Here is a 26,931-nt window from a genome sequence, read left to right on the forward strand (position 1 = left end):
TTGCCCACGCGCCTTGCACGGCCCTGGCGGGACGGAATCTCAAGCGTGATTTGTTCCCCGCCGCCGACATTTGCATATGGACACGATGCAAATGGCGTCAGAGACGCAGGAACATGGAAAACAGGAGATCGGCAATGGCTGAAAATCAATCCGTCACGGAAATATCTTCGCTGCTGCACCACTATATAGACCTGTTCAATGCGGCTGATTTCGAAACGGCTCTGGCGTCCTATCATCTGCCATTTTCATGGCTGGTCGGCCCCATCGTCGCCACGGCCTTCACGCCCGATGATTTCATCACCAGGATGACGGCCATGCGGTCGGGGCTGGCGGAACAGGGCTTTGAACGCAGCGAGCTTGTCTCCTGTACCGTCAGGATGCTCGGTCCCGATGCCGCCCTGGCCGGTGTCGAAGTGGTCCGCCATTTCGCCGGCGATCGCGCGGCGGAAGTGACCGGCGGCACCTATATCGCGCATAATGACGGCGCGGGCTGGCGACTGACCAGCATCATCGGCCATCCGATCGCGGACATCGTTTCGTGAACCGCCCGGCGTGAAACGGCGTCCCTGCGTCCAGACAGGCTTCCATTGGACAGTTCCAGCCTGATGGTCGCTGGCGGCGCGCACGTCGCCGCCGGCGACCATCCCATTCGGCAGGATCGTCAGGGCAAAATCAGACTGTCCATTGCAAGGGCAGTGAAAGGACGCCGGTAACGCTGCCTGACGCCGCGACCATCGGCTTTTCGGGGACAAGGGAAAAGTCGGGAATCCGTTTCAGCCATTCTTCCAGGAACAGGATGATCTCGCTCCGGGCCAGCGCAGCGCCGGGACAGCGATGGGGACCGCTGCCGAACGTCTGAAAATCGGTGCCGGTCGCGGACCGATCGAGATCGACCACCATGGAATTGGTCCAGCGCTGGTCATCCAGCCCGTGCAAGGCGGTCGCCACGAATACAGGATCGCCCGCCTTCACCTGAATGCCGTCCAGTTCCACGTCCATCGCCGCCTGCCGGGCCGGACCGGCCACGCCGAAACGGCGAATGATTTCATCAACGCGCTTCTCGATCAGTTCCGGCTCCGCGCACAGGCGCTGACGCAAGGGGACGTTGACCGCCAGATGCGCGGCGATGAACCCCATCATGGACGCCACCGTATCAAGGCCACCAACCAGAACCTGGGCGCATTCGCCGATGATTTCGTCGCGGGTCATGGGACGGCCCAGCACCTGGCCATTGGCGATGCGGCTGATCATGTCATCGCCGGGATTGGCGATGCGCCGGTCGACATGCTCTGCGATATAGGCGTTCATTTTGCCATAGGCTTCCATCCGCACCTCTGGATCAGGCATACGCACGACTTCCGCCAGTTCGGACAGGAAAATCCTGTCTCCGGCGGGCAGTTCGACAATATCCAGGAATATCTGGATCGGCAGATGCTGCGCGAAATCGGTCGCGAAATCGCAATGGCCCCTGCCTTGAAAGCCTTCGATCAGTTCGACCGCCAATTTGCGCGCGCTGTCGATCGCGCTCTTCAACGGCTTGCCGATCACATAAGGCATGATCAGGGATCGATAGGCGCGATGCAGATCTCCGTCCGACTGGATCGGGATCAACGGCAACGCACCCGGCGGATTGGGGGGAACCCATGCCCCGCCGCTGATGAACGCCTTGTTGTCGCTCAATACGCGCTCAATGACATGCGCCCGCATCGGAATCCAATGCCCGCCGTTCCGGGGCGAATAGATGAGCGAGGCGCTGTTGTCCTGAAGCTTTTTCCAGGCGACATGAATATCCGGATCAATGGATTGAATGTCATAGATATCGACATCTGCCACAAGTTCTGGAGGAACATGTGAAGGAATATCAACCATTTGCGTTTCCATTACTTTCTCCTCAACAGGATTGCACGTCCGGCTATCGCACGGTTTCCGTATGAAAAATCGACGCCTCGCCACCGCCGACATGCAAATTCGTGCCAGTCGTCGAATCCGACAATGTGCTGACCAGCAGAGCCGCTGCCGCGCTGATTTCCTCGGTTCCGCAGCATCGATCGATCATCGTGCCGCGTTGATGGCGCCCCCGCGCCAGGCCGGCTGGCCCATGGTCGTTCATGCGGCCCGCACAGATCGCCGCCCCCGGCGCGCGTCCCGGCCCATAACTCACGACATTGGCGGTAACGCCGGTTCCGGCCAGCGAACGGGCGAGGCTGAAGGTCAGATTGACCAGCGCCGCGGCACTGGCCTGATAATCGGCGATCGCCGCCATTGGCGCCGTGACGCTCGCGCTGCTGATATTGATGATCCGTCCCCATCCCTTCCGGCGCATGGCGGGAACGAAGGCACGGGTTGTCCGCACCGCGCTCATCACATGGAATGCGAACTTATTCTCCCAATCCTCGTCAGGAATGGAAAGCCATTCCGACAGTTCGGACGGCGATCCCCGCGCGTTGTTCACCAATATGTCCGTGCCGCCCTTGGCAAAGACCGCCGCGATCACCCCGGCCGCCCCCTCGGCCGTCGACAGGTCGCCCACGACGGTTTCCGCACAGCCCCCGTCGCCGATAATCGCGGCTGCGGTCCGCTGGACACCTGCCCTGTCCGCCCCCTGCACGATCAGGCGGACGCCCTCCGCCGCCAAAGTGCGGGCGATGGCCTTGCCCACGCCACTGTCGCTGCCTGTTACCAGGGCGCGCTTACCCTCAATGCCTAGCTTCATGATCGACGCTTCTCACTCCGGCCGTCCTCATTCATCAGACAGGAATGACACTGCCGCAAGCAACATCAACCGCCCGCGCATTCCATCTCATGGATGATGCAGGCGCTGGATGCCCATCGAGGGGATGGCGCCGTCAGCCTGTCATGTTGGCGCGACGCCCGGCCGTCTTGTCACGCGGATTTGCCGTCAAAGATGAGGATCTGCGTCTTTGAATGCCGGTTACGAAGCTCGATAAAGGGCTGATATTCCTCCGCATTGAGGAAATTCATGATGGCTTCGCGCGACGGGAAATCGAATGTCCCCACGCCCGATGGAACAGGCAGGTCGCCTTCCACCACCTCGACCGGGCCGCCCGACGTGAAATTATAATCTCCGCCATATTTCCTCACGATTTGGGGGACATGGGCGGAATATTCGGGAATCCAACTGAAATCATCCGCATAGATGAGGGCAATCATGTGAGCAGTCATCGCAATCTCCCTGACAATCGACAATCATATGTTCTACATTTTGACGCAATGCCTCGCGCCATGATCAAGCGGCAGCGCGCCTCTCAGCGCGCCCGGCGGCCGAGGGGCAGCAACATGCGCTGGATTTCCGCGACCAGCGTATCGGGGCTGTCCAGTCCGGGAAAATGCCCGCCGCCCATCGCCTTGTAATCGATCACATTATACAACCGCTCCAGCAAGGACCGGGGCGCCGCCGGAAACAAATCCTGGGTCGGAACCATGAAGGTCGCGGGCACCTTCGCCTTTTCGGTCCGGGGCACCATGATCTCGCCCATGAACATGTAGATCCAGGACGGCGCCAGTGATCCGCCGATCCAGTAGAGCATGATATTGGCCAGCAGCAGGTCCATCGGGAATGGCGGATCTTCGCGCGTACCCGGCACCGACCAGCCCTGAAATTTCTCGATGATCCAGGCCGCCAGGCCGATGGGTGAATCGGTCTGGGCATAGGACAGCGTCTGCGGCTTGGTCGCCTGGATGGCCTGATAGGCCCCTTCCCGCTTCAACACCGCTTGCAACGCGCCCGCCCATTGCTGCTCGTCGGGCTGCATGGGCGGACCGGCTGCGAAATCGGGCGTGGCGCCCGACATTGTCATCATCACCCCGTCCAGCCGTTCGGGGTGATCGAACGCCATGGCGGCGGTGACGATGCTGCCCCAGTCGCTGCCATAGGCGACATAATGATCCACCTGGAAACAATCGGTCATCAGCGAGGACCATAATGCCCCGATGTCCGATGCGGCCAGCGGCCTGCTCGGCGCGGGCGACAGGCCATAGCCCGGCAGGCTGGGCACGATGACGGTAAAGGCGTCCTCGATTGCGCCGCCATGCCGTTCTGGGTGCGCCAGGCGATCGATAATGTCCAGAAATTCCAGGAAACTGCCCGGCCAGCCATGCGTCATGACCAGCGGCAGCGGATCGGTGCCGGACCCGACCTCGACGATGACGTGAATGCGCTCTCCCTTCACCTCGACCATCCGTTGTTCGAACGCATTGATGCGCTCCACCCATTGGTTCCAGTCGAACGATTCCAGCCAATAGTCCCGCAGTCGCCGCATATAGCCGACCGGGGTGCCGGTTTCCCAGTCGGGACCGGCCTGTTGCGCGGGAAAGCGGGCCGCCTGCACCCTTGCCCGCACGTCAGCGATCATGGCGGCGTCGGAAACCAGTCTGAACGGAACGCCGGGACTTTTCTGCATGGGGGGATGATCCTGCACACTTTCGGGATAAGGGGAAATTCGGGACAAGGGGAAAAGGATGCGGCGGGCATAGTCAGGCAGCATTTGGACAGTCAACGCCACGCCTGCCTTAGCCAAAGGACAGGATGCCCGAAAAATTGCCTGAATATCGTGGATGCGCCAGCTTTTTACCCTGTCATGACAGGGCCAGAAATTACAGATGAAATAGTCGCACGGCCATCGATCGCCCCTTCATTGACCAGCGACTGGCAGAGCGGCAAACCGGCGTCTCATGCTGCGGAACCCCGCTGCAACTGACTGAAAATCACAATAATTACAGTATGCGCCTTCCGCGGCACGGCATGAATGATGACTATGCGCACTGCTTTACATTGGGAGCTGATGATGTTGGACGAAAAGGCAAATCTGGGCGGCAAGGTCGCCGCGCTGCTGGGCGGCGGCGGCGGCATCGGGGCGGCGGCGACGCTCGGCCTTGCACGCATGGGCGTGGATATCGCGGTCCTCGACAAGGACGGGGCGGCGCTCCAGGCCACGAAGGCCGAAGTGGAAGCCATGGGCCGGCGCTGCTTCGCGTTCGAAGGCGATGTGCTGTCGACCGACGATGTGCGTGATTTCTATGCGGCCATCGGCACCGAATTCGACCGCCTGGACATCGTCGTCAACGTGGCGGGGGGCGTGAACCAGCGCGACTTCCTGACCGGCACCGATGAACAGGATGCCGAAGATATCCGCCGGAACTTCGGCTATGTGATCCAGTCGATCCGCCTTGCGGTGCCCTTGATCGAACGTGGCGGCCATGGTCGCGGCGGCAGCATCATCAATTTCACCACGATCGAGGCTTATCGCGGCGCGGCCAGCTTCTCGGTCTATGCCGGCGCGAAGGCCGCGAACGCCAATCTGCGGCGGGCGCTGGCCGTCGAATTTGGCAGGCGCAGGATCCGCATCAACGAAGTGACGCCGGACACGACCCCAAGCCAGGGCAATGCGAACGCGCTGTTGCCTGAACTGGCCGCGACCATGGTGGACACGCCGCCGCATGTCCTGGAAGCGGCGATGGCGATGTATATCCCGCGTGGCGTATCGGCCACACCGGACGATCTGGCCGATACCGTCGTGTTCCTGGCGTCGGATCTCTCGCGCGCCATCACCGGCGTGAACATCCATGTCGATGGCGGCACGTCTGCGGCCATGGGCTTCATCAACTGGCCCGGTGGCGGCTATTGCCCCGCCCCCCTGGGCGAAGCGCTGAAGCTGCTGTTCCCGAACAACTGACGATCATCGGCGCTCCGGCCCTGTGCCGGGCAGAGAATCCTGTCATGCTTCTCTGCCCGGCACCGGAAAAAGCCGCCTATACGCCGTCCGCTTCGGCAACGACCTTGCGCGCGCCGGCAATGCACCGGGCCATGCGCTCGCGTGCGCCGACCCCTTGCTCGGCCAGGGACCGCAGGGGAATTTCCATGCCGATCGACTGGACATCGGGCAGGGTGGCGACGATCCGGGACAGCGGCGCATCGCCATCGCCGGGGATCATGCGCTCATACATCGCCTCTTCCATATAGTCGGGGATCGACGGCACCTGCGGCGCGTCGCACATCTGAATATGGCCGACCATGCCGGAAACGGCCGCCAGCGTCTCGATGCTCGATCCGGACCGGAAAAAGTGCATCGTGTCGATCAGCAGCTTTGCCGAAGGGCCAGCATGGCGCACGGCGCCGATCGCCGCATCCAGATCCTTGACGACCGAAATCGGGCAAAATTCGATCGTCGGCTCCAGGCCGCGCGCGACCGCCATTTCGACGAACACCGCAAACTGGTCATATGTCCGTTCCAGGCTGGGATCGAAGCTGATGCAATTGACACGCCGGACGCCAAGTTCCTGATAGATGTCGAGGCCCGCCGAATAGGTTTCGCGAACATCTATGTCCGCCAGCAGCGCATGTCCGTCGCCCAGCGTCAATTCTATCCCGCGATCCGCCAAGGCCGCCTTGAGATCACGGCGCAAGGCTGCGTCCTCACTCAACGACCATTTGGGAAAATTTTCCGGGTTATAGTCGATCGGGGCCAGAACCGTGCCGATGAATTGGCAATCAAGATCGGCGGCCAGGTGCACAAGGTCCACCGGCGGCAGTCCGAACACACCCAGAAATTCAAGGCCAAGCTTTCGCATTATCTCACTCTCCCAACGCCTGCCTGCGCCACCGGCGAGGTTGCCCCCGCCCGGCGCGGTCAGGGCACTGGTATGCCAGCGTGAAGAAGCTTGTCATCTTGCCCGGATCAAAGCCGGCAAAGATCACATCCATGCTGCCTCTTGCCCCGACACCGCCACCGGGCCGGGTTACGCAACCCGTGCCGCCCGCATTCCTGTCACGAAACGGCGGAAAACAGCTATTCCCTGTCCTGGACAGGGGGGCGAAGGCCGACCATGCCGTCATGTGTCGCCCGCGCGTCAGCAACGATATCGCGAACGACATTGGCCCGGCGGAAGAATCCGGCTAGAATGAAGCGCGCTTCCCGGATCGATTGCCCGCCGATCCGTGGCGCCGCCTAACAGAAGGATATCTCGTGACGCCCCGATCGCTCAGCACCATGGATGGGGACACTGCAACCATCGCGAGCGAGGAGTCCGAAAGCTATCAGTCACGCCGGGAAAAGACGGGAAAGCACAGCGCCCGCCGGCAACAGGCCATCGATGCGGCCGCCGCCATCTTCGCGCGGGTCGGCTATCATGGCGCGAGCACGCGCGCAATCGCCGATGCGCTGGGCATCAAGGTGGCCAGCCTGTATTTCCACATCGGATCGAAAGAGGATGCGCTCGCCGAAATCTGCCTGCTGGGTATGGAACGCTCGCTGGGCTATCTCCACGAAGCGGCGCGCAAAGCGACAGTTTCCGAACAGATACGCCATTTCTTCGTCTGTCAGCGCGAAGATCTCATCCAGCATGCGGAATATGTCACCGTTTCCATCCGCGAACGGGATCATCTGAGCGAACCGGCCCAAAACCGGATTCGGGATCTGACCGCCCAGTTCCGCGCCGATATGGACCGCATGTTCAAGGGAGCCGCCGAACGCGGCGAACTCAACCCGGAACTGACGCCCCGCCACTGCCGCTTCATCATGATCGGAACATTGCGCGGCATCAGCGAAATGCATCTCAGCGGGATGAACGTCACCACCAACGACATCATGGACAAATGGGTCGACGCACTGATCCGCGGAATCGCGATCGACACAGCATAGCAGACAAGGGGAATTGCCCCCCGGCTCAAGTGCAGCGTTGGCGTTCCGCCGCCAACGCTGCGAGCTTCAGGCCCTAACGATCGACGCGCAGCTTGATCACGCTGTCGCCGAACGGCCCGTCGCGATTGGTCAGCGCCTGCTTGAGACCGCCTTCCCGCATGTCGGACTTGAACCGCATGCGCGCCGGACCAGTGCCAAGATGCGCGCGAGCGTCCATTTCCCGTGCGAAACGCTGCACGTCGGACATGCCCATCTGGTCCATAGCGATGTTCACGATCCGCTTCTGGGCGGCCGCCAATTCCGGGTCGACCAACGCGACGCGCTTGGCCAGATCCATCGCAAATACGTCGATTTCCTCGGCGGGAACGGCGTCGAGCACCAGGCCGATCTTGGCGGCGTCCCGGCCCAGGATCACGTCGCCGGTCAGGAGCAGGCGCTTGGCCCATTGCGGCCCGACATGATAGGTCCACATGTGGGAGGGCGGCGAACCATTGGCGCGGATCGCCGGGAAACCGAACTTGGCATCCTCGGCCGCGACGATCATGTCGCAGCGCAGCGCCAGGTCGGTGCCCCCTGCCAGGCAATTGCCATGGACCTTGGCGATCACGGGCTTGTGCATGGAAAGGATGATGTCGGGAATCGCCTGAAAACGCTCCATCCCCCAGCAATCATTGTCGAACGTGCCATAGCTTGGGCGATAGTCGAAATTGCTGGCGCCGCTATCCTCGCCCAATGTCTGTTCATAGGAAGATGTCAGGTCGTAACCTGCGCAGAAATCCTTGCCAGCGCCCTGCAACAGCACCGCATTCACATCCTGCCTGTCGTCCGCCTCCAGCAGCGCGTCCCTCAGCTCGAATATGAGCTGGTGCGACAGCGCGTTGCGCTTTTCAGGACGGTTCAGCGTGATCTGCGCTACCGCACCTACGACCTCGAACAGCAAACATTGCGGCTGCTTCAACCATTTGCCCGAATAATCCTGCATTCCATCCTCCTGAACTGGTTGGATATGATTAATCCTATCGCCGCGCGATCGAACACCGGAATCGGCGCGCATTCGGCGAAATTACATGCATGGTTTAACGCCATGACTGCCTGCCCGGCCTTGCGGACCGTTCAGTCGGGGCGCGCGCCGCCATGTTCGCGCACACGATCCGCCCGCAACGATGTGCGCCGCACCTTGCCAGCGTCATCGCGTATGCGGCCATGCGTGAACTCGATCGAACGTGGACGCTTGTAGGGGGAAAGTAGGCGCAATTGCGATGCCAGGAACGCAAGCCCGTCGCCCGGCGGCGGCACAGTCCCGGCCAGTTCGACGATCGCATGGAGACGACTGCCCAGATCATCGTCGGGCAGGCCGATCACGGCGCAGCACAGCACGTCGCGATGCGTTTCGATCGCCGCCTCGATCTCGGCGGGATAGACGTTCATCCCGCCGACCACGACCATGTCGTCGCGCCGGTCGGCGATGTAGAGAAAGCCGTCGGCATCCACCCAGCCGATATCGCCAAAACTGTCCAGGTCGCCCCTGATCCGGGTGTCAGCACCGATATAGCCATATTTCGTCCCCGGCCCGGTCGCCGGGCGTCGGAAATGGATTTCGCCGACCTGCCCGGACGGCAGCGCCTGTCCGTCCTCGTCCAGTATGACGATTTCGTCGCCGCGCGCAGGCCTGCCGACGGAACCGGGATGCGCCAGCCATTCATGGCCATAGATCAGCGTGGAACCGATCCGCTCCGTGCCGCCATATACCTCCAGCACCTTTTCGGCCCCGATCCGCTCGATCCACCATCGCTTGATGTCGGGCGGACAGGGCGCGGCCGCGTGGAAGAGGATCTGGATGGACGACAGATCGGCTGCCTGCGTGACATGGGCGGGCAATTTGGCGATGCGGCTCATCATGGTCGGGACCAGGTTGACCGAATGCGGCCGGTGCACCTCGACAAGCTGCAACCATCTGACCGGATCGAACTGCGTCATGCACACGGTCTTGCTGCCCTCCGCCAAGGGCAGGATGCAGTAATTATAGGGCATGGTGTGATATAATGGCCCGGCATTGAGCGTCGTGATCCCGGCCGGGCGAAAGACCGATGCCTTGTCCGCCCCCCATGTCGCCGGCACCGGATCAATGATCAGCTTGGGCCGCCCGGTGCTGCCACCGCTTGCCAATATCTTGCCGGGCTGCGCGACTGCGGGGGGCAGCGGCGCGTCCGACAGACCATCGGGCAGGGGCTGATCCACGTTGATGAACAGGCGTGTCGTCGCATGGGTCGCCCCGTCGCCAATGACACAGCGCGGGTCCACCAGCGCCACGATCGTGGCGAACTCGCCCTCCACAAGCCGGTAGGAAATCGGGCACGGCGCCGCGCCCAGTTTCCACAAGGCGTACATGGCCTGGATAAATTCGGCGCGGTTCGGCATGCAGATGACGCCCCGGTCGCCCTGCCCCACCCCGCACGCCTTCAGGTGGCGCGCCAGCCGGTTGGCCCCCGCATCCAGTTCAGCGAAGCTGAGCGTCCGGTCGCCGATGACCAAAGCCGGCGCGGAACCGCATCGCTGCGCATAAGCCGACAGCAACATGCCCAGCGGCGCGCCATCACGCGGTCGCCCCTGCGCATCCAGATACGTCGCCAGGGCAGGCGCGGACATGCTATCGTCCATGGGTCAGGCGATCATGCTGGCCGGGCCACCGGACGCCATGCCCATATGGGCGGCATCGCGATGGCGCGTCACAACCAGGCACGACGCCGTCATGATGGCGACGTCGCGCCTCCTATCAATCCCTGCTCCAAAGTCTCGCACCGCTTGCCCTCTGATGTCCGGCCCGCCCTTGACCGAACCGCAACGGGCCGATGCCTAGCCAAAGGATGATTGCGCGGCCATAGCCAGGGCGCCCTGCCGCTTTTCCATCACATCTTTGATGCCGCTTTGATGCCGCGCGCGAACGCTACGCCAATATGCGCGATCCATGCTGAACCATTACATTGTTGATATCGGCTGGAAGCCGGGCATCGCCATCCCCCTGCGCGCAACGCGACGCGCTTGCATGCCGGCGATGGCCACAGGCATCATTGCGCCTGAATTTCATTGATATTCCAAATCATTACGGATGGATCGCAACCGGCTGGCCGCCTGTCTCATCACAGGAAAACCGCCCATGACTATCCCGGAAAACCCCTTGCGGCGCATGGGCGGCTGGTTGACAATTTCCCCCTGCGCTCCCAATCCTTTCGCAAGCGGACGAACATTTATCGCCCACATTTTTCCATTCAGATGTGAAAGCCTCCTCCATGAACGTTTTGATCGTGTCGGCCCATCCTGGCCCGGCTTCATTGACGAACGCATTACGCGATGTGGCAGTGGAACAATTGCGCGCCGACGGGCATGAAGTCCGCATCAGCGATCTCTACGCGATGAACTGGAAGGCCGCGCATGACTGCGACGACTTCACCGCCCTTTCCCCCGATGAACCGCTGAGCTTTCCATTCGCGTCCATGCGCGCAGCCGACACGCGCGCCTTTTCCGACGACATTATCGCGGAGCAGGACAAGGCCCTGTGGGCCGACGCGCTCATCCTGGCATTCCCGCTCTGGTGGTTTTCCATGCCCGCCATCCTCAAAGGCTGGATCGACCGGGTCTGGACCGCAGGGGTCGGCTATCAGATCAGCGGCAATCGCTATGGCGCGGGACGGATGGCAGGCAAGCGCGCCATGCTGATGGTCATGGTCGGTGGCGGAGAATCCTATTTCAGCGACAGGGGCGTCAACGGGCCGATCGATGACCTGCTTTTCCCGATCAACCATGGCTGCCTTTACTATCCGGGATATGATGTTCTGCCATCCTATGTCCTGCACAAGACCGACCGCCTGGATGAAGAGGGTTTCAAGGCCGCGGCCCAGGATGTGCGCGACAGGATGCGCACCCTCTTTACAACCGCCCCGATCCCGTATCGCCCCCAGGCCGAAGATTACACCGAGCGCAAGTTCGAACTGAAAGAGGATATTGCGGCGACCGCCCCACCCGGCTTTGCGGGACATATCCGGCAGCAACCGTAAAATCGGCCGGATTTTCGCACCTCCCCGCCAGCCAAGACGATCAGGCTGGCGGGATCGCACTGCATGATCCGACGCCATGCTGTCGGGTGGCTCGCCGTGCGCAATTACCATGCCGTCGCCACGCCCGGAACGGCCCGGACCATGAGCTGGAAACTGCGCGACAACGGCGTCGAAATCATCCGCCAACTTGCCCTGGACCGGCCTGAACAGCATCGGCGCGGCGCCAAACTATCCTCCATGTAATGGTCGAAGGGTCGCGTTGACAACCATGGTGGCAGGATTTCTAACATATCTTCAAATGTCAGCCTGCGACGTAAACCCTCCAGGCGTGGCGACCTGCAAAGCAATATAGGGACGGAATTACAGCATGGAGTTGCTCGACAGACTTTTTGGCCTGAACGACATGGTCGCCTTTGTTACAGGTGGTGGCAGCGGCCTTGGCCGGGTCATTGCGGAAGGCTACGCCGCCGCTGGCGCGCGCGTGATCTGCGCCGACATTGAACGTAGCCGCGCCGAAGAGGTTGCCGAGGCGATCGTGGCGGCCGGCGGAAAGGCCGACGCCTGCCAGCTCGATGTCTGGAATGAAGAATCCGTTGCCGCCGCGGCTGCTGGACTGGGCGATTCCAGCCTGGATATTCTGGTCAACTTCGCGGGCGTCGCTACACCGCCGATCCTGACCCATGATCTTTCGACCGATGACTGGATGCGCGGCGTCGGCATCAGCCTGACCGGCACCTTCTTCATGACGCGGGCCATGCTGCCCAGGATGCGCGGCGCCGGCGGATCGATCATCAACGTGGCGTCCATCCTTGGCCTTGGCGGCTATTTCCCCGATTTTCCAGCGTCCAGCGCGGATTATGCCGCCGGCAAGGCGGGCGTCATCGGTTTCACGCGCCAGGTCGCGGTTGAATATGCGGCGGAAAAGGTGCGCGCCAACGTCATCGCGCCGGGCTGGCACGGCGGCACCCGGCTTGGCGATGGCCGTCGCAAGAAACGGACGCCGGAAGAGGAAGAACGTTTCTATACCGAAATGAACAGGCGCATTCCGATGAAGCGTCGTGGCGATGCAAGCGAGATACTGGGCCTCGCCCTTTATCTTGCTTCGCCTGCGTCCGCCTATCTTACCGGACAGGTCATCACCCAGGACGGCGGATGGACCGCATGTTGATGGAAAAGCCTGCCCCTTTCCTTTCTGCTCAAACCGATCCCTTTTTCGAGGATATTGAGAGATGATCCACAATAAGGATTTGCATGGCAGTCGCGGGGAATTCCCCTTGCTGTCCGAAGCCAGGCGCCTGGCGCCCCTGCTGGCGAGCAAGGCGGAAAGCAATGAAGCGGCTGGCAAGGTGAGCGATGAATCCATCGCCGCGATGCGCGATGCCGGCTTCTTCAGCCTGATGGTGCAAAAGTCGGCCGGCGGCATGGAAGCCAATCCGGTGGAACTGCTGTCCGTGGTCGAAGCCGTGTGCAACATCGACGCGGCAACCGGCTGGGTGATGATGGCGGCGAACGTCGCCACCACATCGGCGGCCGCCTTCCTGCCCGATACCACCTATGAAGCCCTGTTCAAAGGCGCGCGGCCGATCATCGCCGGAGCCGGTGCCCCGACGGGCAAGGCCGAAGTCGAAGGGGGCGGGTTCAGGCTGACGGGGCGCTGGGCCTATGGCAGCGGTTGCCTGAACAGCGACTATATCCATGCAGGCGCCATGATCTATGAAAATGGCGCGCCTCGCCTGATTCCGGGGACCAGCATACCGGAATCGCGGATCTTCATCTTCCCCACCAAAGATGCACAGATGCTGGGCAACTGGGACGTGATCGGCCTGCGCGCAACCGGCAGCGTCGATTATGCCGCAACCGATCTCTATGTGCCTGCCGACTTCACCCACTCTGCGTCTGAAATCGTTGGCAAGCGTGGCGGCGACAGCTACCGGATCGGCGTCGTCGGGTTCAGCGCGATCGGCCATACCGGCTTTGCGCTGGGTCATGGCCGGCGCGTCCTTGATCAACTGGCCAGCCTTGTCACGGCGCCATCGGACGGGCGGCCGTCCACCCTGTCGGAACTGGCGGGTTCGGACGCATTCAAGCAGGAATTCGCGGTCGCCGAAGCCAAGCTGCGGGCGGCGCGCGCCCTGGCCTATGAAGCCTGGAACGACATCACCGAAACGACCAGCCGCAGCGAGCCGGTTGCGACGCGGCAGTTCACGCTGGCGCGCTTGGCCCTCTGTCACGCAACGACGGTCATGATGGAAAATTCATTGTTCGCGCATCGCGTCAGCGGCGGCGTCGGGCTGCGCGCAGGCGCGCTTCAGCGGTCGCTGCGCGACACCCTGGCGGCGACCCAGCATCTGGTGGTTTCGGACAAGTCCCTGCGGGATTGCGGACGCGATCTGCTGGGCATGGCGGAAGGCATGAAATGGACGCCGCGCGGCCTGGCGGCTGCCGGCTGACATGCATTCCGGGGTCACAACCCGGAGGCGATCTATAGGGGCTGGGGGCTGTGGTTGGTCGAAGCCGGTCATGTGACCGCTTCGCCGGGATAGCCATTGGGGTTTGCTGAACTGATGTTGCCAATTCATATGTTGTACCGGGGGTTGCGGCTTAATCCGCATGGCGAGGCTCTGGTGGATGGCCCGGTCAGGATGAGCTATCGCGAGATGGCTCACCATGTCGAAGCCGTGGCGAGCTATCTCCAGGAACGCCTGCCGGAACCGCAATCCCGCGTCGGCGCATGTGGCCATAATAATTGGCAGCATGTGATCGCGATGCTCGGCATTTTTGCCTCTGGCCATATCTGGGTTCCGCTCAACCCGCGCAATTCGAGCGCCGAACTTGCGGGCATCGCCGAAGCGGCCGATCTGTCACTCATCATCGCGGACGAGGATTTCATCCCCCTGTTCAGCGAAACGGGCCGGCCGCTGGTGATGATGTCGGGCACGTCGGACGCGCATATGTCGATCGAGAAGATCGGCCAGAGCCACGGCGGCAGGCGCCCCACCGACATAGCCCATCTGGCCGGCGAAATTTCCGCCATCAAATTTACCGGCGGGACCACCGGCAGTCCCAAGGGCGTCCTGCAACCCTATCGTGCGTTCATGAGCTGCATTGCCAGCATGCTGACCACCTTCGGTTTCGACGAAGAGGAACGCATGCTGCTCGTCGCGCCGCTGACCCATGGCGCCGGCACCTTCCTGCTGCCGGTCATGGCTGCTGGCGGATGCAATATCCTGATGGATGGCGCCAAGGCGCCGGCCATATCGGAAACCATCGTCCAGGAACGGATCACGGCGAGCTTCATGCCGCCCACGCTGATCTATTCCCTGATCGATCATGCCCAGGCGACCAACACCCGCTATTCGGGCATCAGGCATCTTATCTATGGCGCGGCGCCGATGGCGCGCGCGCGCGTGCGCCAGGCCCATGAGATATTCGGACCGCATCTCGCGGCGATCTACGGCCAGACCGAAGCGCCGACCATGATCACGGCCATCACCGCGCGCGAACTGGCCGATGAAGCCAATCTGGAGTCCGTCGGCCGCCCCTGCCCCTTCAACGACGTGCAGATCATGGCCCCTGACGGCAGCATCCTGCCACCCGGCGAGACGGGCGAAGTCGTCGTCCGTGGCGATCTCGTCATGCGCGGCTATCTCAACCGGCCCGACCTGACCAAAGAAACGATCGTCGACGGCTGGCTGCATACCGGCGACCTTGGCGCATTCGATGATCGTGGCTATCTCTTCCTCAAGGACCGGCTGCGCGATGTCATCATTTCAGGCGGCTTCAACGTCTATCCTGCGGATGTGGAGGCTGTTCTTGGCGCCCATCCCGATGTCGTCGACGTGACCGTGATCGCGCGCCCGGATGATTATTGGGGCCAGCGGGTCGAGGCGGCCGTCGTGCTGTCGGGGGATGCCACGGCTTCGGCCAGCGATCTGGTCAATTTCGCAAAGGCTGAATTGGGTTCGGTCCGGGCGCCCAAGGCGATTCATATCCTGTCCGCCATGCCGGTGAACGCCGTGGGCAAGGTCACGCGCAACAATGTCTTGCGTGTCGTGGAGGAACGCGAACAAGGGGCATGACCCACGCCGCCGCGTCTTGCGGCGCGTTCCCAATGGCCAGGCAGGCGCAATCACGCCGATGATGGAAGGGCGGAACCGGCGCAGCACATGTTGCACCTGCTTGATAAGGATGCTTAACCTGCACGCCCGTCCACAAGGAAAGTTGGCCCGTGGCTCTCCCGACCCCAGAATCCTTTGAATTACAGGCAGAATATGATTTCGTGATCGTCGGAAGCGGCGGTGGATCGATGGTCGCCGCGCTCTTTGCCAGGCTGGCCGGGCTCAATCCGGTCATCCTTGAAAAGCGCGACACGATCGGTGGATCGACGGGCTTTTCGGGCGGCGTCTGGTGGGTGCCGAACAATCATGTCATCAAACGGCACGGTGTCGAGGATTCGCGGGAACTGGCCGAGCGCTACCTCGCCGCGACCGTCGATTTCGTCGGCAAAGGGACCACGCCCGCACGCCGCGACGCCTTTCTGGACGAAGCGCCGGAAATGATCCGCTTCCTCGAAGAACAGGGGATGAAGTTCGAATATCCCGATGGCTGGTCCGATTATTATGACGATCGCGACGGTGGCCAGCCTCGCGGTCGCTCGCTGACCGCGCTCCCCTATGACATCCGCAATCTTGGCCCGTGGCAGGATCGGCTGTCGCGCTATGCGCCATTCAATGGAATCCCCTTCCCTTCCCTGCCGCTCATCAGGATGCTGATGTTCAAGCGGACCTTCTATGCCAAGAAAATCATGGCCCGCCTTGCCTTCGCCATGGCGAAGAACAAGCTGCTGGGGCGCAGGATCGTCGCCCATGGCGGCGCGATCCAGGGGCGAATGCTGGAAATGACGCTGAAACGCGGCATCCCCATCTTCGCCGGTTTCGCGGCTGATCAACTGATCGAGGAAGATGGCCGGGTCGTGGGCGTCAGTGGCATGTTCGGTGGTGATCGCGTGACGGTGCGCAGCCGTTTCGGCCTGCTGCTGAATGTGGGCGGCTTTTCCCGCAACGATGCCATGCGGCAAAAATATCAGCGCCATCCCATCAGCGCATCATGGACCAACGCCAATCCCGGCGACACGGGCGAGATGATCGAGGAAATGATCCGTCACGGGGCCGATACCGAAAATCTCGACATGGCGGTCTGGGTGCCGACATCCCTGAACCCGGACGGGTCGTTGCCTGCCGGTGCGACGGGCAAGGACGGCACCCCCTATCCCTTCATGCATGTCGGCGAAATCGCCGTGCCCCATTATATGTGGGTCGACAAACGGGGCAATCGCTTCGTCAATGAAGCCAGTTCCTATATGGAACTGGGCGAAGCCATGTATCGCAATGATGCCGTTCCCGCCTTCGCCGTGTTCGATGATGATGCCATGCGCAACTATGCCTATGGATCGTTGATGCCGGGGACCAAGCCGGTGAAAAAGTGGCTTGAATCGGGCTTTCTTGTCAAGGCGGATACGATCGAGGAACTGGCGCAGAAGGCGGGTATCGATCCGGCCGGCCTGGCGGCGCAGGTCGCGCGGTACAATCGCTTTGCGGAAACCGGCGTGGATGAAGAATTCCACAAGGGCGAACGTCAATATGATCGCTTCCGTGGCGACCCGACGAACAAACCCAACCCGTGCGTCGGCGCGATCGCCAGGGCGCCCTTCTACGCCACCCGCATTTTCCCAGGCGATGTCGGCACGTTCGGCGGTGTCGTGACGGACGAGCGCGCGCGGGTCTTGCGGGCGGACGGATCGATCATCGAGGGTCTGTACGCCACCGGCAACTGCACATCGTCGGTCATGGGTCGGTCCTATCCCGGCCCCGGCGCCAGCATCTCGCCGGCCTTCGCATTCGGTTACATCGCCGCGAAGGATGCGGTCGCCAAGGCCCATAACAAGACGGCCTGAAACCTGTTCCCGGCGCGACAGGCCATCATGCCTGTCCGCCGGGAACAGCGACCGCGCCCTGATGCGGGATTGGAAAGGCGATGACGGCACATCATGGCCGCGTGCGCCTGCTCTGCCAAAACCATGCAGAACGGCACGCACCATGCCCATCGCCAGCCAGGGCACGACAGGGCGTTCCCGCCCCGGACGGAATCGCGCATGAAAATAAAAATCTTTTTAAATCAGATAGTTATATTCCACATTTGATCCGGCCGGGTCACGGAACGCCCTGCAAAAGCGAAACGCAGTGGAGCGCATGGCAAACACGCCATCTGCAATAGCTGTACACTTCGTTGTCACTTTTAGCGGCGCGTCACGGCCCGATTGCGATCCCTGCCCGCATCGGCAATGACGCCCCTGTCGTCAGCCATCGTTCAGCCGGCGTGCCTAGTTGATCGACCGGCACTGCCCCCCGTCTACGCGATAATTGCTGCCGGTCATGTAGCTGGCCTGCGGGCTGGCAATGAATGCCACCATGCGCGCGATATCTTCTGGCCGTCCGAAATGCTTGGTCGGCTGCGGGATGACTTCGCTGGTGAAGCGGCGCTCAATCTCCGACCAGTCCTGCGTTTCCCAGCCAAGCTGCCTGGCCCATTCGACGAAACCGTTGCGGACGCCTTCGGTGGCGATCGTGCCCGGTGTCACCGTGTTCACGGTCACGCCAGTTCCCGCCAGCGATTTCGCAAGGCCCGTCGTCATGTTCGTGATCGCGGCCTTGGCCGGCTGATAATCGGCCAGATCCGCTTCTGTCTGCGTCGCCGAAGCGCTGGAGATGTTGATGATCCGTCCCCAGCCACGCTCGATCATCGCTGGCGCGAGCGCCTGGATCAGGCGGACGGAGGAACCGACATTCTGCTCATAGGTCCAGCGCCAGTCATCCCAGGGGGTTTGCAGCCAGGGCCGGTTGAAACTTTCCGCCGTAGTATCGGGCCGGTTGGCGGCCGCCATCCCGCCCGCATTGTTGACAAGGATGTCGACGCCGCCGAAAAACTCTACGGCCCGTTTCGCGACTTCCGCGCAGTCCTCTTCGCGGCTGAGTTCGCCGGTGACGAATCCCGCTTCCGCGCCTGCATCGATCAACTTTTGCGCGACCGCCCTGGTCTTTGCCGCGTCGCGACCATGAATGATCACTTTGGCGCCTTCCGCCGACAGCAACCGCGCAATCGCCGCACCGATGCCGGAACTGCTGCCAGTCACCAGCGCCCGCTTGCCTTTAAGTTCCAGTTCCATCCTGTCCTCCTCTATTGACCGCATCTTCGCCCGGACGGCGCATAGGCTATCCGGGCGACGCGCACTCATGATGCGTGTGGTGAACAGGTTGGCCGATATTCGCCTGACGAACCAAGTGCCAAAGCGCGATCCTTCTTGCCCCGGCTCGATCCGTTACAGATGTAATATACGCGCCCGTGCATGATGGAGCGCACGACGCACCATCATCCGCCTAGTATATCGGCCTGCATTTTCTGCGCCTTCGGTCATTCCGCGCGCCAGCAGCATGATCGAAATCCCCCAGGACAACAGGGCCGATGCCCGCATGAAAGGAGAAAGCGAATGAGCGCTCAGCACGGAGAGCTGGCAGGCAAGGTTGCGATCGTGACCGGGGCCGGGCTGCCCGGCAATATCGGCTCGGAAACGGCCGAGGTTCTGGCGCGCGAAGGCGCCAGCGTCGTTCTGACCGACGTTGCCGGGGATGCTCTGGTCGAAACCACCCGTGCCCTTGCCGACAAGGGCTATCGCGTCGCATCCTGCGTAACCGACATTTCGAGCGAGGATGCGGTAAAGGCGCTGATTGCGTTCACCGTCGAAACGTTCGGCAGGCTCGACGTGATCGACAATAATGCCGCGCGCACCTCGGCCGACCAGGACCTGCTGGTCTGCGACATGGATGTCGACTGGTGGGACAAAACCTTCGCGGTCAATACCCGCGGCACGATGCTGATGTGCAAGCACGCCATTCCGGTCATGATCCATGGCGGTGGCGGGTCGATCATCAACATCAGTTCAGGCACGGTCGTCGGCGGCAATTTTTTCTCGACCGCCTATGCCAGTTCGAAAGGCGCCGTCGAAACCCTCACCCGCTATATCGCCACGCAATATGGTCCTCAGAAAATCCGCTGCAACGCGGTTTCGCCCGGCCCCGTGCTGACATCGTCGCTCAAACAGGGATTGCCTGATGACCTGCGCGAAATTTTCCGCAGGCACACGCTGACCGGAGACTATGCCAAGCCTTCGGAAATTGGGGAGGTGGTATCGTTCCTCGCCTCCGACCGTGCCAGTTTCGTTACAGGCCAAGTCCTTCAGGTCGATGGCGGCATTGCCGCCCATCTGTCCACCTCGGTAGAGATTGCCGAACTGATGGCCGGCGGCGTCGTGCCGCAATAGCCTTGCGCGTCATGGCACGTCGATGGGGGGAGCGATCCATGCTTCCCCCCATCGCGATGCAGCCTTTGTGCTGCAATCCGGCGCATCCACGCACCGCGACACTTCAAGCAAGAAGAGCGCATACCGGCTGGTACGCGCCCTTTTTCAAAGGTCCGCTCATAGTGCCCGATGACACCGTCATTGCGACCGCAGCGAAGCAATCCATGGCACGAGGTGGATTGGCTGGGCGTCGCCCGCGTTCGGCCCGCTGCGCGCCCAATGACGGAGCGGGGCAATCTGACGTCATCCCGACATAGAGCGCGCTGCGTTCAATCGGACGCAGCGCGCTCCGCTTTTCTGTTTTCACATCGTTTCTGGCGGAAAAGCGAGCCCCGCTTTTCCGCACGATGCTCCAACGATCAGCCGCTCAGGCCGGTGCGTCCCTTGGGCATCATGCGACGACCGTTGGAATACATGATCTGCTCGATCTGTTCCGGGGTCAGCCCCTTGCAGCCCTCTTCCACAAAGTCACGCGGCGTGGGCACGCCCTCCGCATGGGGATAATCCGACCCCATCAGGATGCAGCTCGCGTCCCCGCCAAGCTGATCGACGATCCCCTTGATGTCGTCTTCGGGGTAGGCGACCACGAAGCAATTGCGTTTGAAGATCGTCGACGGGCGTTCCTTGAGCTGCCCCATCGGCCACCAGCCGCTACGCGCCATGCCGCGCATCTTGTCCATCTTGTAAAGGAAGCGCGGCAGCCATTCGGCGCCATTTTCCACGCTTGCCATCTTGATGTTGGGGAAGCGTTCGAAGAAGTTCCAGTAGATGAAGTTCGCCATGGTCATCATGACCGGGATTTCGCTGTAGGCGAACATCCACTGCCAGGCCGACTGACCCGACTTGCGCGACTGCAACGGCTTTTCACCCCATTCGTAGATCAGCCCGTGCATGAAATTGGCTTCCGATACGTGGAACGTCACGGCGACGCCCGCATCATTCAGAACCTGCCACAGCGGGTCGAAATAGGGGTCCGCGGGCGACTTCCCATCGACGGGGCCCATCGGCATCACGACCACGCGCACGCCATTCTCGACCAGCCACTTGGCTTCCTGAACAGCCCAGTCGAGGTCGAAAAGGGCGAGGATGGCGGTCGGATAGATGCGGTCCTGGACGTTGAGGGTCCATTCCTTGACCAGATATTCGTTCCAGGCATGGAACAGCGCATTTGCGCCTTCCGGTCCCTTTTCCTCAACCAGTTGGCCCAGCACGCCGAACGTCGCGACAAATTCGCCGACGAACATGATCGAGCCTTCGACTTCAAACTCTTCCAGCTTGGCAAGGCGCGGGCCGACTTCGCTCATGTCCGGCGTGGGGGTAAAGCCCGAATCCACGGTTTCGCCAGTGGAAATGGCGCGCAGCCATTCCTTGAGCTTGCCCGGAGGCGGGATCAGGCCGCCCGGCTGAAGTTCGGCGTTTTCCGCCTTGGTATCGCCAATATACAGGCCGAACGACCCGTCCGGGCCATATTTGCGGGCCGGCAGCCATTCCGCATGATATTTTTCGGGCAGATATTTTTCGAAGAAGGAATAGTCCTTCTCCTGAATATGGGTGTCGCCATCGAAAATCGGGCCATCATAGTGCGGCGCCAGGGTGTCGACGGACTTCAACGCTGATTGAGTGCCGGCCACGGTCAGTTCCTTATCCTGTCTAGAGATTGCCTGCCGGTTCCAGCATCGCACGAAAACCGGCTTACACATTTGCTATACCCCATTCGGCTGTTTCCGGCAAACAAAACCGAACAATCGCTAGGGCAAAGCAAAGCGCTCCCATCGGCGCCTTATCCGTGGCCTGCCCGACTTTGACGGAGCTTCAGCCACACACATGCAGCCCCTATCCGCGCGCCGGGACATGTTTGGCAAAGACAGAAAAACAAGAAAATCCGCGCCCTTCCGTTGGTCGACACATGAATGGCAATGTCCTGGCGATCGCCAGCAAGCCCATCATGGCAACCAGACGACAAGGCCATTCGCCATGCTGCCCTGATGGTTCCAGCCTGGGGCATATAATCACATGACGGATAGCTGCCTGCCGAACGCAGCCATGCCAAGGTCAAGGGAGAATCCGATCCTAAAGGCGGCCCCAAAAATGAAGGGGAGGCAGCCGTTGCCGGCCCCTCCCCCACATTCTGGCAATGCCGAAGGCGCCTCAGCCGCGCGCCTGTCCCAGCACATAGCGTTCCAGCGTCCGATGGAAATTGATCACTTCCACTTCCTGCACGGGGTTGGGCCGCGCATATTGGAACCGGCTCGATTTCATGCCCGCCTGCACCTGCGCCATGTTCGCAATGTCCTGGTCCAGGATCAGGCCGACGCTTTCATTGACCGGATCGGTAATCACCCGCGTTTCGACCTGCGGTTCCTTGCCGGGGCCATAGCGCTTGAGCGACCAGATTTCGAAAACGCATTTATCGGGATTTTCCGGGTCACGGCTGTCCGGCCGCGCGCGATACCAGAGCGCACCGTCGAAATAGGGCAGCGTCACGCAATTGGGGAAGATGTGCCAGTCGCTGCCAGCCTTCGCCATCGCCTCGAATGTCAGCTTCTCCGGGTAGCTGGTGCCATCGTCGGCCGCGGCCTGACGACCCAGCTCGATCGCTGTGACCATCGCCGTCATCGCATCGGCATCGGGCGGCAGCACGTCCATGATCTTCTTGGCGGCTTCGAAATCCCGGTCGGTCTGGATCGCGTTGAGATCTTCCTCGATCTGCCGGAAAAATTCGATCACGCCCTCGCGCGCATCGGCATAGACGTTGCCGGCAAGGCGCGGCGAACTTGTTCCGAGCGGCTGCACATCTTTCCAATAGCCGAAATTGGCGTGCTTGCCCTGTGCGAAGCTCTGCGTGTAGTCATTGCCCGCCACCTTGATCAGTTGCGGATGCGTCGCCGCGACATGATAGCCTTCCATAAAGGCTTCAAGCGCGACCTTCCAGTTGACGGGAAGATGCAGTTCGACCTTCCAGCGGAATCGCATCTCTTCCAGTTCGAACGGGTCGAGATATTCAGGAATCGTTTCCAGATATTCGGTGAGGCTTTCGCCCTCCATGTCCATGCTGATCCAGATGAAGCCACCCCATGTATCGACACGCACCGGCCACAGGTCGATCCGTTCGTCGTCAAGCGCGCCTTCCCAATCGTCACGATCCTGGACCAGGACATTCTTGCCGTCGAGGTTGAAGGTCCAGCCATGATATTTGCACCGGAACTGGCTGGCGCGGCCGCAACCGTCCGCAAGCCGCCGTCCACGATGCGGACACACATTATGATAGGCGACCAGGCCATCCTTGCCCAGGGCCACGACGATGGATTCGGTGGCAACGTTGAAGGTCAGGAAATCGCCTACATTCTTAAGCTCTTCCACGCGCCCGGCGACCAGCCACACCTTGCCCCACAGATGCTCGTTCTCGGCCCGCGCAAATTCACGGGACGTATAATTTTCTGCCCGAAGCTGCGGTGCATAGGGTGCCCGCTTTGCCTGAGTGGCCATAACTTCCTGCTCCTAACACTCGATTCAAACATCAGCAAAAATGCGTTGCCGTCAATATAGATATATAGCGTTCACTTCACAATCGCGAAAGCGTCGCCCTGATCCGTTCGAAACGGGATCGATTCAGCCTTGCCACTCCGGCAGATCGAACCTTGCCCCTTCCAGATCGGCTGTCGCGACAATCTGGCATGAGAGGCGACTATTTTCCCGCACGTCCACTATGGCGCTCAATAATTCACGCTCCATCGCTTGGGGCGGGGGCATTTTGTCCATGTCAGCGGGGGCGACATAGCAATGGCATGTCAGGCAACTCATGCACCCGCCACATTCGCCCAGAATGCCGGCCACGCCCGCTGCCTGGGCCGCGCGCATCACCGATTCCCCTTCGCGCGCGTCCACCTCCAGCACCGTGCCGTCATGTTCGACGAAAACCAGCCTCGGCAACGCTTTTACCCTCAGTCCATGCCCAGATCGGCGCGGATCGCATCCGCGATGATCAGAGCCGTGTCGTCCTCGCGCGCGCGCGGCGCCTGCATGCGATTATGCGTGATGGCGACAGCCAGCCTGGTTTCAGGATCAGCAAAGCCGATCGAGTTGCCAGCACCCGGATGGCACAGCGCCCGCGGATATTTCGCAGCGGCTACGGGCGGATTTTCGCCGCCCAGCCAGAAGCCCGCTATTCCAAGCGGAACCGGCATACCGAACATGACAGGGTCCGGCTCATCGCTGAACGGCCGTGGCGTATTGAAGGTGGCGACCAGATCAGCCGGCAATATGCGGACGCCGTCCAGTTCCCCGCCCTGTGCGATCATGGACCAGAAGCGCGCGCAACTGCGGGTCGTGAAGATGCCCCCCACTCCGGCGATCGGCGCACGGCGCACATCGGGCCGCTCGAACACTTCGGGAACCAGATCCACCTGCGGCGGCATCGACGCGGTATAGAGCGGCGGAAGAAATTCAGGGGGGACCGGGGGCATCGCATTTGTCAGCCTGGCCACACGCGGAAACTGATCGTCGGGCAAGCCCACCCATATGTCCGGCGCATCGAGCGGCAGGGCAATCTCTTCGCGGATGAACGTGCCGATGTCGCGATGCGCAGGGTCCGTGCGCCGGACGATTTCGCCGACCAGCCAACCGAATGTCATCGACAGATACAGCGCCTTTTCGCCCGGAGGCGCGAGCGGGGTGAGGTTCGCTATCCCGCTGGTCATCCAGTCCCAGTCGCACATCAGTTCAGGCGTGACGCCCTCCGGCATCTGCGGGATCCCGGCCCGGTGGGTCAGAACGTCGCGAACGGTCGTCGCCTCCTTGCCATTGACCGCATATTCGGGCCAATAGTCCGCCACCCTGGCATCATAATCGACAAGACCACGCGCGACCTGGATATGGAGCGCCGTCGCAGCCATTGGCTTGGTGACGGAGAACATGTTGAACAGGGTGTCGCCATCCACCATGCGGCCGGTCGCCGGATCGGCCAGACCGCCCCAACTGTCGACCACCTTTTTCCCATCCAGATAGGCTGTCACCTGAACCCCGATCTCCCGCCCGTCGGCGATCAGCCGCGCGATTGTGTCGTCCACATTCTGCGAACGAATGGGCGTTTGGGTAGTCATCGCATCAACTCCTGGCATTGTCGGACGTGAAGATGGCGGCGCATCTTGCAAGGTTGGCGCAAGGTCTGGCACAACCGCCGGTGCCAGCCAAGCATGTCCCCCGGCCCCCGCAGATGAAGGCCATATGATCACATGCGGGATATTGCTGGCAAGGGTGGGACGGGCAACGCTCAAGCCGATGTTTCTGCGCCATAAGGCCCCGCTACCGGACAATATCCTGTCGAGCGAGGAGAGAGAGATGGACAGAAACGTCGAAGCGATCATCGGGGAACTGAAAGACCGTCAGGACATTCTGGATTGCCTGCATCGATATTGCCGCGGCGTGGATCGGTTTGATCGCGACGCCGTCCGGTCCGCCTATCATGCAGATGCCCTGGACGATCACGGCGAATATGTGGGCGATGTCGAAGGATTCATCGACTGGGCGTTCGATTATCATGCCCGTCATCAGGTCCGCACCTTGCACAGCATCGCCAATCACCTGTGCGACATTGATGGCGATGTCGCCCATGCCGAAACCTATTTCACCTTCCATTCCGTCAACAGGGAAGCGCCTTTCCAGTCCACCACGTCAGGGCGCTATATCGACAGGCTGGAACGTCGCGATGGACGCTGGGGGATTGTCCGGCGCATTTGCGTTATCAATGGCTTTGGCGCGTTCGATCCCGACGGGCAGGCGGGCGACGGCTATTTTGTGCCATCGACCCGCGACCGGAACGACCCGGCCTATATGCGTCCACTGGAAATCGATCCGGCCCGCCTTGCAAGGATGGCCACAGGAACGGCCTGAGGCGCGGGGGCCCATTGGACGAAGATATGCCGGGCCGTCCGAACGGGCGGCCCGGCGTCATTCCCTCTTCTTGCGGAAGTCGGGCTTGCGCTTCTGTGCGAACGCCTCGACCGCTTCGCGATGATCGGGCAGCCTGCCCGTCACCGTTTCCAAGGCGAAGCCTGCATCGACCGACGACGCAAAAAGCTGGCGGATACCGATGTTCAGCACATGTTTGGTATAGGTGATCGCCTGCAACGCGCCGTTGTTGAGCTTGCCGACGATGCGCGCGACTTCCGCGTCGAGGTCCGCTTCGGTCGTGACCTTGGCGATCAGGCCCATGGCCTGCGCTTCGCGGGCGGATACCATGTCGCCTGTCATCAGGAAATATTTGGCATGGGCATAGCCCACATTTTTGGGCCAGATAATCGCGCCGCCATCGCCCGCGACCAGGCCGACCCGGACATGGGGATCAGCAAAACGGGCATTTTCGGATGCGACGACGATGTCCGCATATAAAGCGAGCGTGGCGCCCAGGCCCACCGCATCGCCCTGGACACGCGCGACGATCGGCTTGTCGCAATCGATCATCGCCTGCATGAAGCGCTTGCCGTTCTTCACACCATGCATGAACAGGTTGATGTCGTCGATGCCCGCGTGCATCGCGTCGATATCGCCGCCCGCGCAAAAGGCTTTGCCTGCGCCGGTCAATATGATCACGCGCACGTCCGGGTCGGCATCGGCATCCCAGAAGATGCGCGTCATCGCTTCATCCATCTCTGGAAGAAAGGCGTTGGCCATGGTCGGATTGTTCAGCGTGATCGTCAGGACATTGTCATGCAGATCCAGCTTCAGAGTATCGGGATATTTGGAAAAATCGATCGATCGGCCCTGTTTCCCGGTTGACGCTGTCATACAATATCCTTTCCCGCCAGTCGAT

25 protein-coding genes are annotated in these 26,931 nt (G+C 61.5%); 12 read left to right on the forward strand and 13 right to left on the reverse strand.

Translation table 11 applies throughout. The features are described from left to right. The first annotated feature begins 134 nt into the window (after positions 1-134). Positions 135-542, forward strand: a complete 408-nt coding sequence (locus Q4610_RS00115; protein ID WP_304533997.1) for a DUF6841 family protein — start codon at positions 135-137, stop codon at positions 540-542. A 130-nt stretch (positions 543-672) separates the two neighbouring features. Here the strand turns inward: Q4610_RS00115 and Q4610_RS00120 are convergent, their stop codons facing one another. The 4 genes from Q4610_RS00120 to Q4610_RS00135 form a co-directional block, all read right to left on the reverse strand. Then, a complete protein-coding gene (locus tag Q4610_RS00120; protein ID WP_304533998.1) occupies positions 673-1,680 on the reverse strand; it encodes a cytochrome P450 in 1,008 nt (335 codons plus the stop codon). Positions 1,681-1,912: 232 nt separating this feature from the next. Next, on the reverse strand, positions 1,913-2,713 hold the full coding sequence (locus Q4610_RS00125; protein WP_304533999.1) for an SDR family NAD(P)-dependent oxidoreductase: 801 nt from the start codon (positions 2,711-2,713) through the stop codon (positions 1,913-1,915). 170 nt (positions 2,714-2,883) lie between these two features. Continuing rightward, complete coding sequence (locus Q4610_RS00130) at positions 2,884-3,183, reverse strand: DUF1330 domain-containing protein (protein WP_304534000.1); 300 nt, start codon at positions 3,181-3,183, stop codon at positions 2,884-2,886. Positions 3,184-3,266: 83 nt separating this feature from the next. After that, on the reverse strand, positions 3,267-4,421 hold the full coding sequence (locus tag Q4610_RS00135) for an epoxide hydrolase family protein (RefSeq protein WP_304534001.1): 1,155 nt from the start codon (positions 4,419-4,421) through the stop codon (positions 3,267-3,269). A 381-nt stretch (positions 4,422-4,802) separates the two neighbouring features. Between Q4610_RS00135 and Q4610_RS00140 the strand changes: the two genes are divergently transcribed. Further along, positions 4,803-5,693 carry an SDR family NAD(P)-dependent oxidoreductase gene (locus Q4610_RS00140; protein WP_304534002.1) on the forward strand — a complete coding sequence of 297 codons (891 nt, stop codon included), beginning with the start codon at positions 4,803-4,805 and terminating at the stop codon, positions 5,691-5,693. Between the two features lie 76 nt (positions 5,694-5,769). Here Q4610_RS00140 and Q4610_RS00145 read toward each other — a convergent pair whose 3' ends face one another. Beyond that, positions 5,770-6,588: a sugar phosphate isomerase/epimerase family protein gene (locus Q4610_RS00145; RefSeq protein WP_304534003.1), complete on the reverse strand. Its 819-nt coding sequence runs from the start codon at positions 6,586-6,588 to the stop codon at positions 5,770-5,772. Positions 6,589-6,983: 395 nt separating this feature from the next. Between Q4610_RS00145 and Q4610_RS00150 the strand changes: the two genes are divergently transcribed. After that, on the forward strand, positions 6,984-7,658 hold the full coding sequence (locus tag Q4610_RS00150) for a TetR/AcrR family transcriptional regulator (RefSeq protein ID WP_304534004.1): 675 nt from the start codon (positions 6,984-6,986) through the stop codon (positions 7,656-7,658). 73 nt (positions 7,659-7,731) lie between these two features. On the opposite strand, the gene Q4610_RS00155 is transcribed toward Q4610_RS00150, so the two are convergent. Together Q4610_RS00155 and Q4610_RS00160 are read right to left on the reverse strand one after the other, a co-directional pair. Beyond that, positions 7,732-8,640, reverse strand: a complete 909-nt coding sequence (locus Q4610_RS00155; RefSeq protein ID WP_304534005.1) for a crotonase/enoyl-CoA hydratase family protein — start codon at positions 8,638-8,640, stop codon at positions 7,732-7,734. A gap of 131 nt (positions 8,641-8,771) precedes the next feature. After that, positions 8,772-10,304 (reverse strand): AMP-binding protein, encoded by a 1,533-nt coding sequence (locus tag Q4610_RS00160; protein WP_304534006.1) that lies wholly within the window; start codon positions 10,302-10,304, stop codon positions 8,772-8,774. A 319-nt stretch (positions 10,305-10,623) separates the two neighbouring features. On the opposite strand from Q4610_RS00160, the gene Q4610_RS00165 reads away from it, so the two are divergent. The 7 genes from Q4610_RS00165 (at position 10,624) to Q4610_RS00195 (ending at position 17,663) form a co-directional block, all read left to right on the forward strand. Continuing rightward, on the forward strand, positions 10,624-10,746 hold the full coding sequence (locus Q4610_RS00165) for a hypothetical protein (protein ID WP_304534007.1): 123 nt from the start codon (positions 10,624-10,626) through the stop codon (positions 10,744-10,746). Positions 10,747-10,945: 199 nt separating this feature from the next. Continuing rightward, positions 10,946-11,710, forward strand: coding sequence for an NAD(P)H-dependent oxidoreductase (locus Q4610_RS00170; RefSeq protein ID WP_304534008.1), 765 nt, complete (start codon positions 10,946-10,948; stop codon positions 11,708-11,710). A 63-nt stretch (positions 11,711-11,773) separates the two neighbouring features. Continuing rightward, positions 11,774-11,953, forward strand: a complete 180-nt coding sequence (locus tag Q4610_RS00175; protein WP_304534009.1) for a hypothetical protein — start codon at positions 11,774-11,776, stop codon at positions 11,951-11,953. Positions 11,954-12,077: 124 nt separating this feature from the next. After that, on the forward strand, positions 12,078-12,878 hold the full coding sequence (locus Q4610_RS00180) for an SDR family NAD(P)-dependent oxidoreductase (RefSeq protein ID WP_304534010.1): 801 nt from the start codon (positions 12,078-12,080) through the stop codon (positions 12,876-12,878). Between the two features lie 61 nt (positions 12,879-12,939). Further along, positions 12,940-14,160, forward strand: coding sequence for an acyl-CoA dehydrogenase family protein (locus Q4610_RS00185; protein WP_304534011.1), 1,221 nt, complete (start codon positions 12,940-12,942; stop codon positions 14,158-14,160). 114 nt (positions 14,161-14,274) lie between these two features. Next, positions 14,275-15,789 (forward strand): class I adenylate-forming enzyme family protein, encoded by a 1,515-nt coding sequence (locus tag Q4610_RS00190; RefSeq protein WP_304534012.1) that lies wholly within the window; start codon positions 14,275-14,277, stop codon positions 15,787-15,789. Between the two features lie 149 nt (positions 15,790-15,938). Further along, on the forward strand, positions 15,939-17,663 hold the full coding sequence (locus tag Q4610_RS00195) for an FAD-binding protein (protein WP_304534013.1): 1,725 nt from the start codon (positions 15,939-15,941) through the stop codon (positions 17,661-17,663). Positions 17,664-18,089: 426 nt separating this feature from the next. Here Q4610_RS00195 and Q4610_RS00200 read toward each other — a convergent pair whose 3' ends face one another. Continuing rightward, positions 18,090-18,932, reverse strand: coding sequence for an SDR family NAD(P)-dependent oxidoreductase (locus Q4610_RS00200; RefSeq protein WP_336622849.1), 843 nt, complete (start codon positions 18,930-18,932; stop codon positions 18,090-18,092). Positions 18,933-19,253: 321 nt separating this feature from the next. Between Q4610_RS00200 and Q4610_RS00205 the strand changes: the two genes are divergently transcribed. Continuing rightward, the gene (locus Q4610_RS00205; protein WP_304534015.1) at positions 19,254-20,084 is read left to right on the forward strand and encodes an SDR family NAD(P)-dependent oxidoreductase; all 831 of its coding nucleotides are present in this window, start codon (positions 19,254-19,256) and stop codon (positions 20,082-20,084) included. Between the two features lie 398 nt (positions 20,085-20,482). Here the strand turns inward: Q4610_RS00205 and Q4610_RS00210 are convergent, their stop codons facing one another. From Q4610_RS00210 to Q4610_RS00225, 4 genes are all read right to left on the reverse strand, one after another. Continuing rightward, entirely contained in the window at positions 20,483-21,754 is a 1,272-nt protein-coding gene (locus Q4610_RS00210) for an amidohydrolase family protein (protein ID WP_304534016.1), read from the reverse strand. 517 nt (positions 21,755-22,271) lie between these two features. After that, positions 22,272-23,609: an aromatic ring-hydroxylating oxygenase subunit alpha gene (locus tag Q4610_RS00215; protein WP_304534017.1), complete on the reverse strand. Its 1,338-nt coding sequence runs from the start codon at positions 23,607-23,609 to the stop codon at positions 22,272-22,274. A gap of 123 nt (positions 23,610-23,732) precedes the next feature. Further along, positions 23,733-24,053 (reverse strand): 2Fe-2S iron-sulfur cluster-binding family protein, encoded by a 321-nt coding sequence (locus tag Q4610_RS00220; RefSeq protein WP_304534018.1) that lies wholly within the window; start codon positions 24,051-24,053, stop codon positions 23,733-23,735. Positions 24,054-24,064: 11 nt separating this feature from the next. Then, the gene (locus Q4610_RS00225) at positions 24,065-25,222 is read right to left on the reverse strand and encodes a serine hydrolase domain-containing protein (protein ID WP_304534019.1); all 1,158 of its coding nucleotides are present in this window, start codon (positions 25,220-25,222) and stop codon (positions 24,065-24,067) included. A 238-nt stretch (positions 25,223-25,460) separates the two neighbouring features. Here Q4610_RS00225 and Q4610_RS00230 point away from each other — a divergent pair, with 238 nt between their 5' ends. Continuing rightward, positions 25,461-26,012 (forward strand): nuclear transport factor 2 family protein, encoded by a 552-nt coding sequence (locus Q4610_RS00230; RefSeq protein WP_304534020.1) that lies wholly within the window; start codon positions 25,461-25,463, stop codon positions 26,010-26,012. A 57-nt stretch (positions 26,013-26,069) separates the two neighbouring features. Here Q4610_RS00230 and Q4610_RS00235 read toward each other — a convergent pair whose 3' ends face one another. Beyond that, positions 26,070-26,906: an enoyl-CoA hydratase/isomerase family protein gene (locus Q4610_RS00235; protein ID WP_304534021.1), complete on the reverse strand. Its 837-nt coding sequence runs from the start codon at positions 26,904-26,906 to the stop codon at positions 26,070-26,072. Positions 26,907-26,931: the final 25 nt, after the last annotated feature.

This window comes from Sphingobium cyanobacteriorum (genome assembly GCF_030580935.1).
GTDB lineage: Bacteria > Pseudomonadota > Alphaproteobacteria > Sphingomonadales > Sphingomonadaceae > Sphingobium > Sphingobium cyanobacteriorum.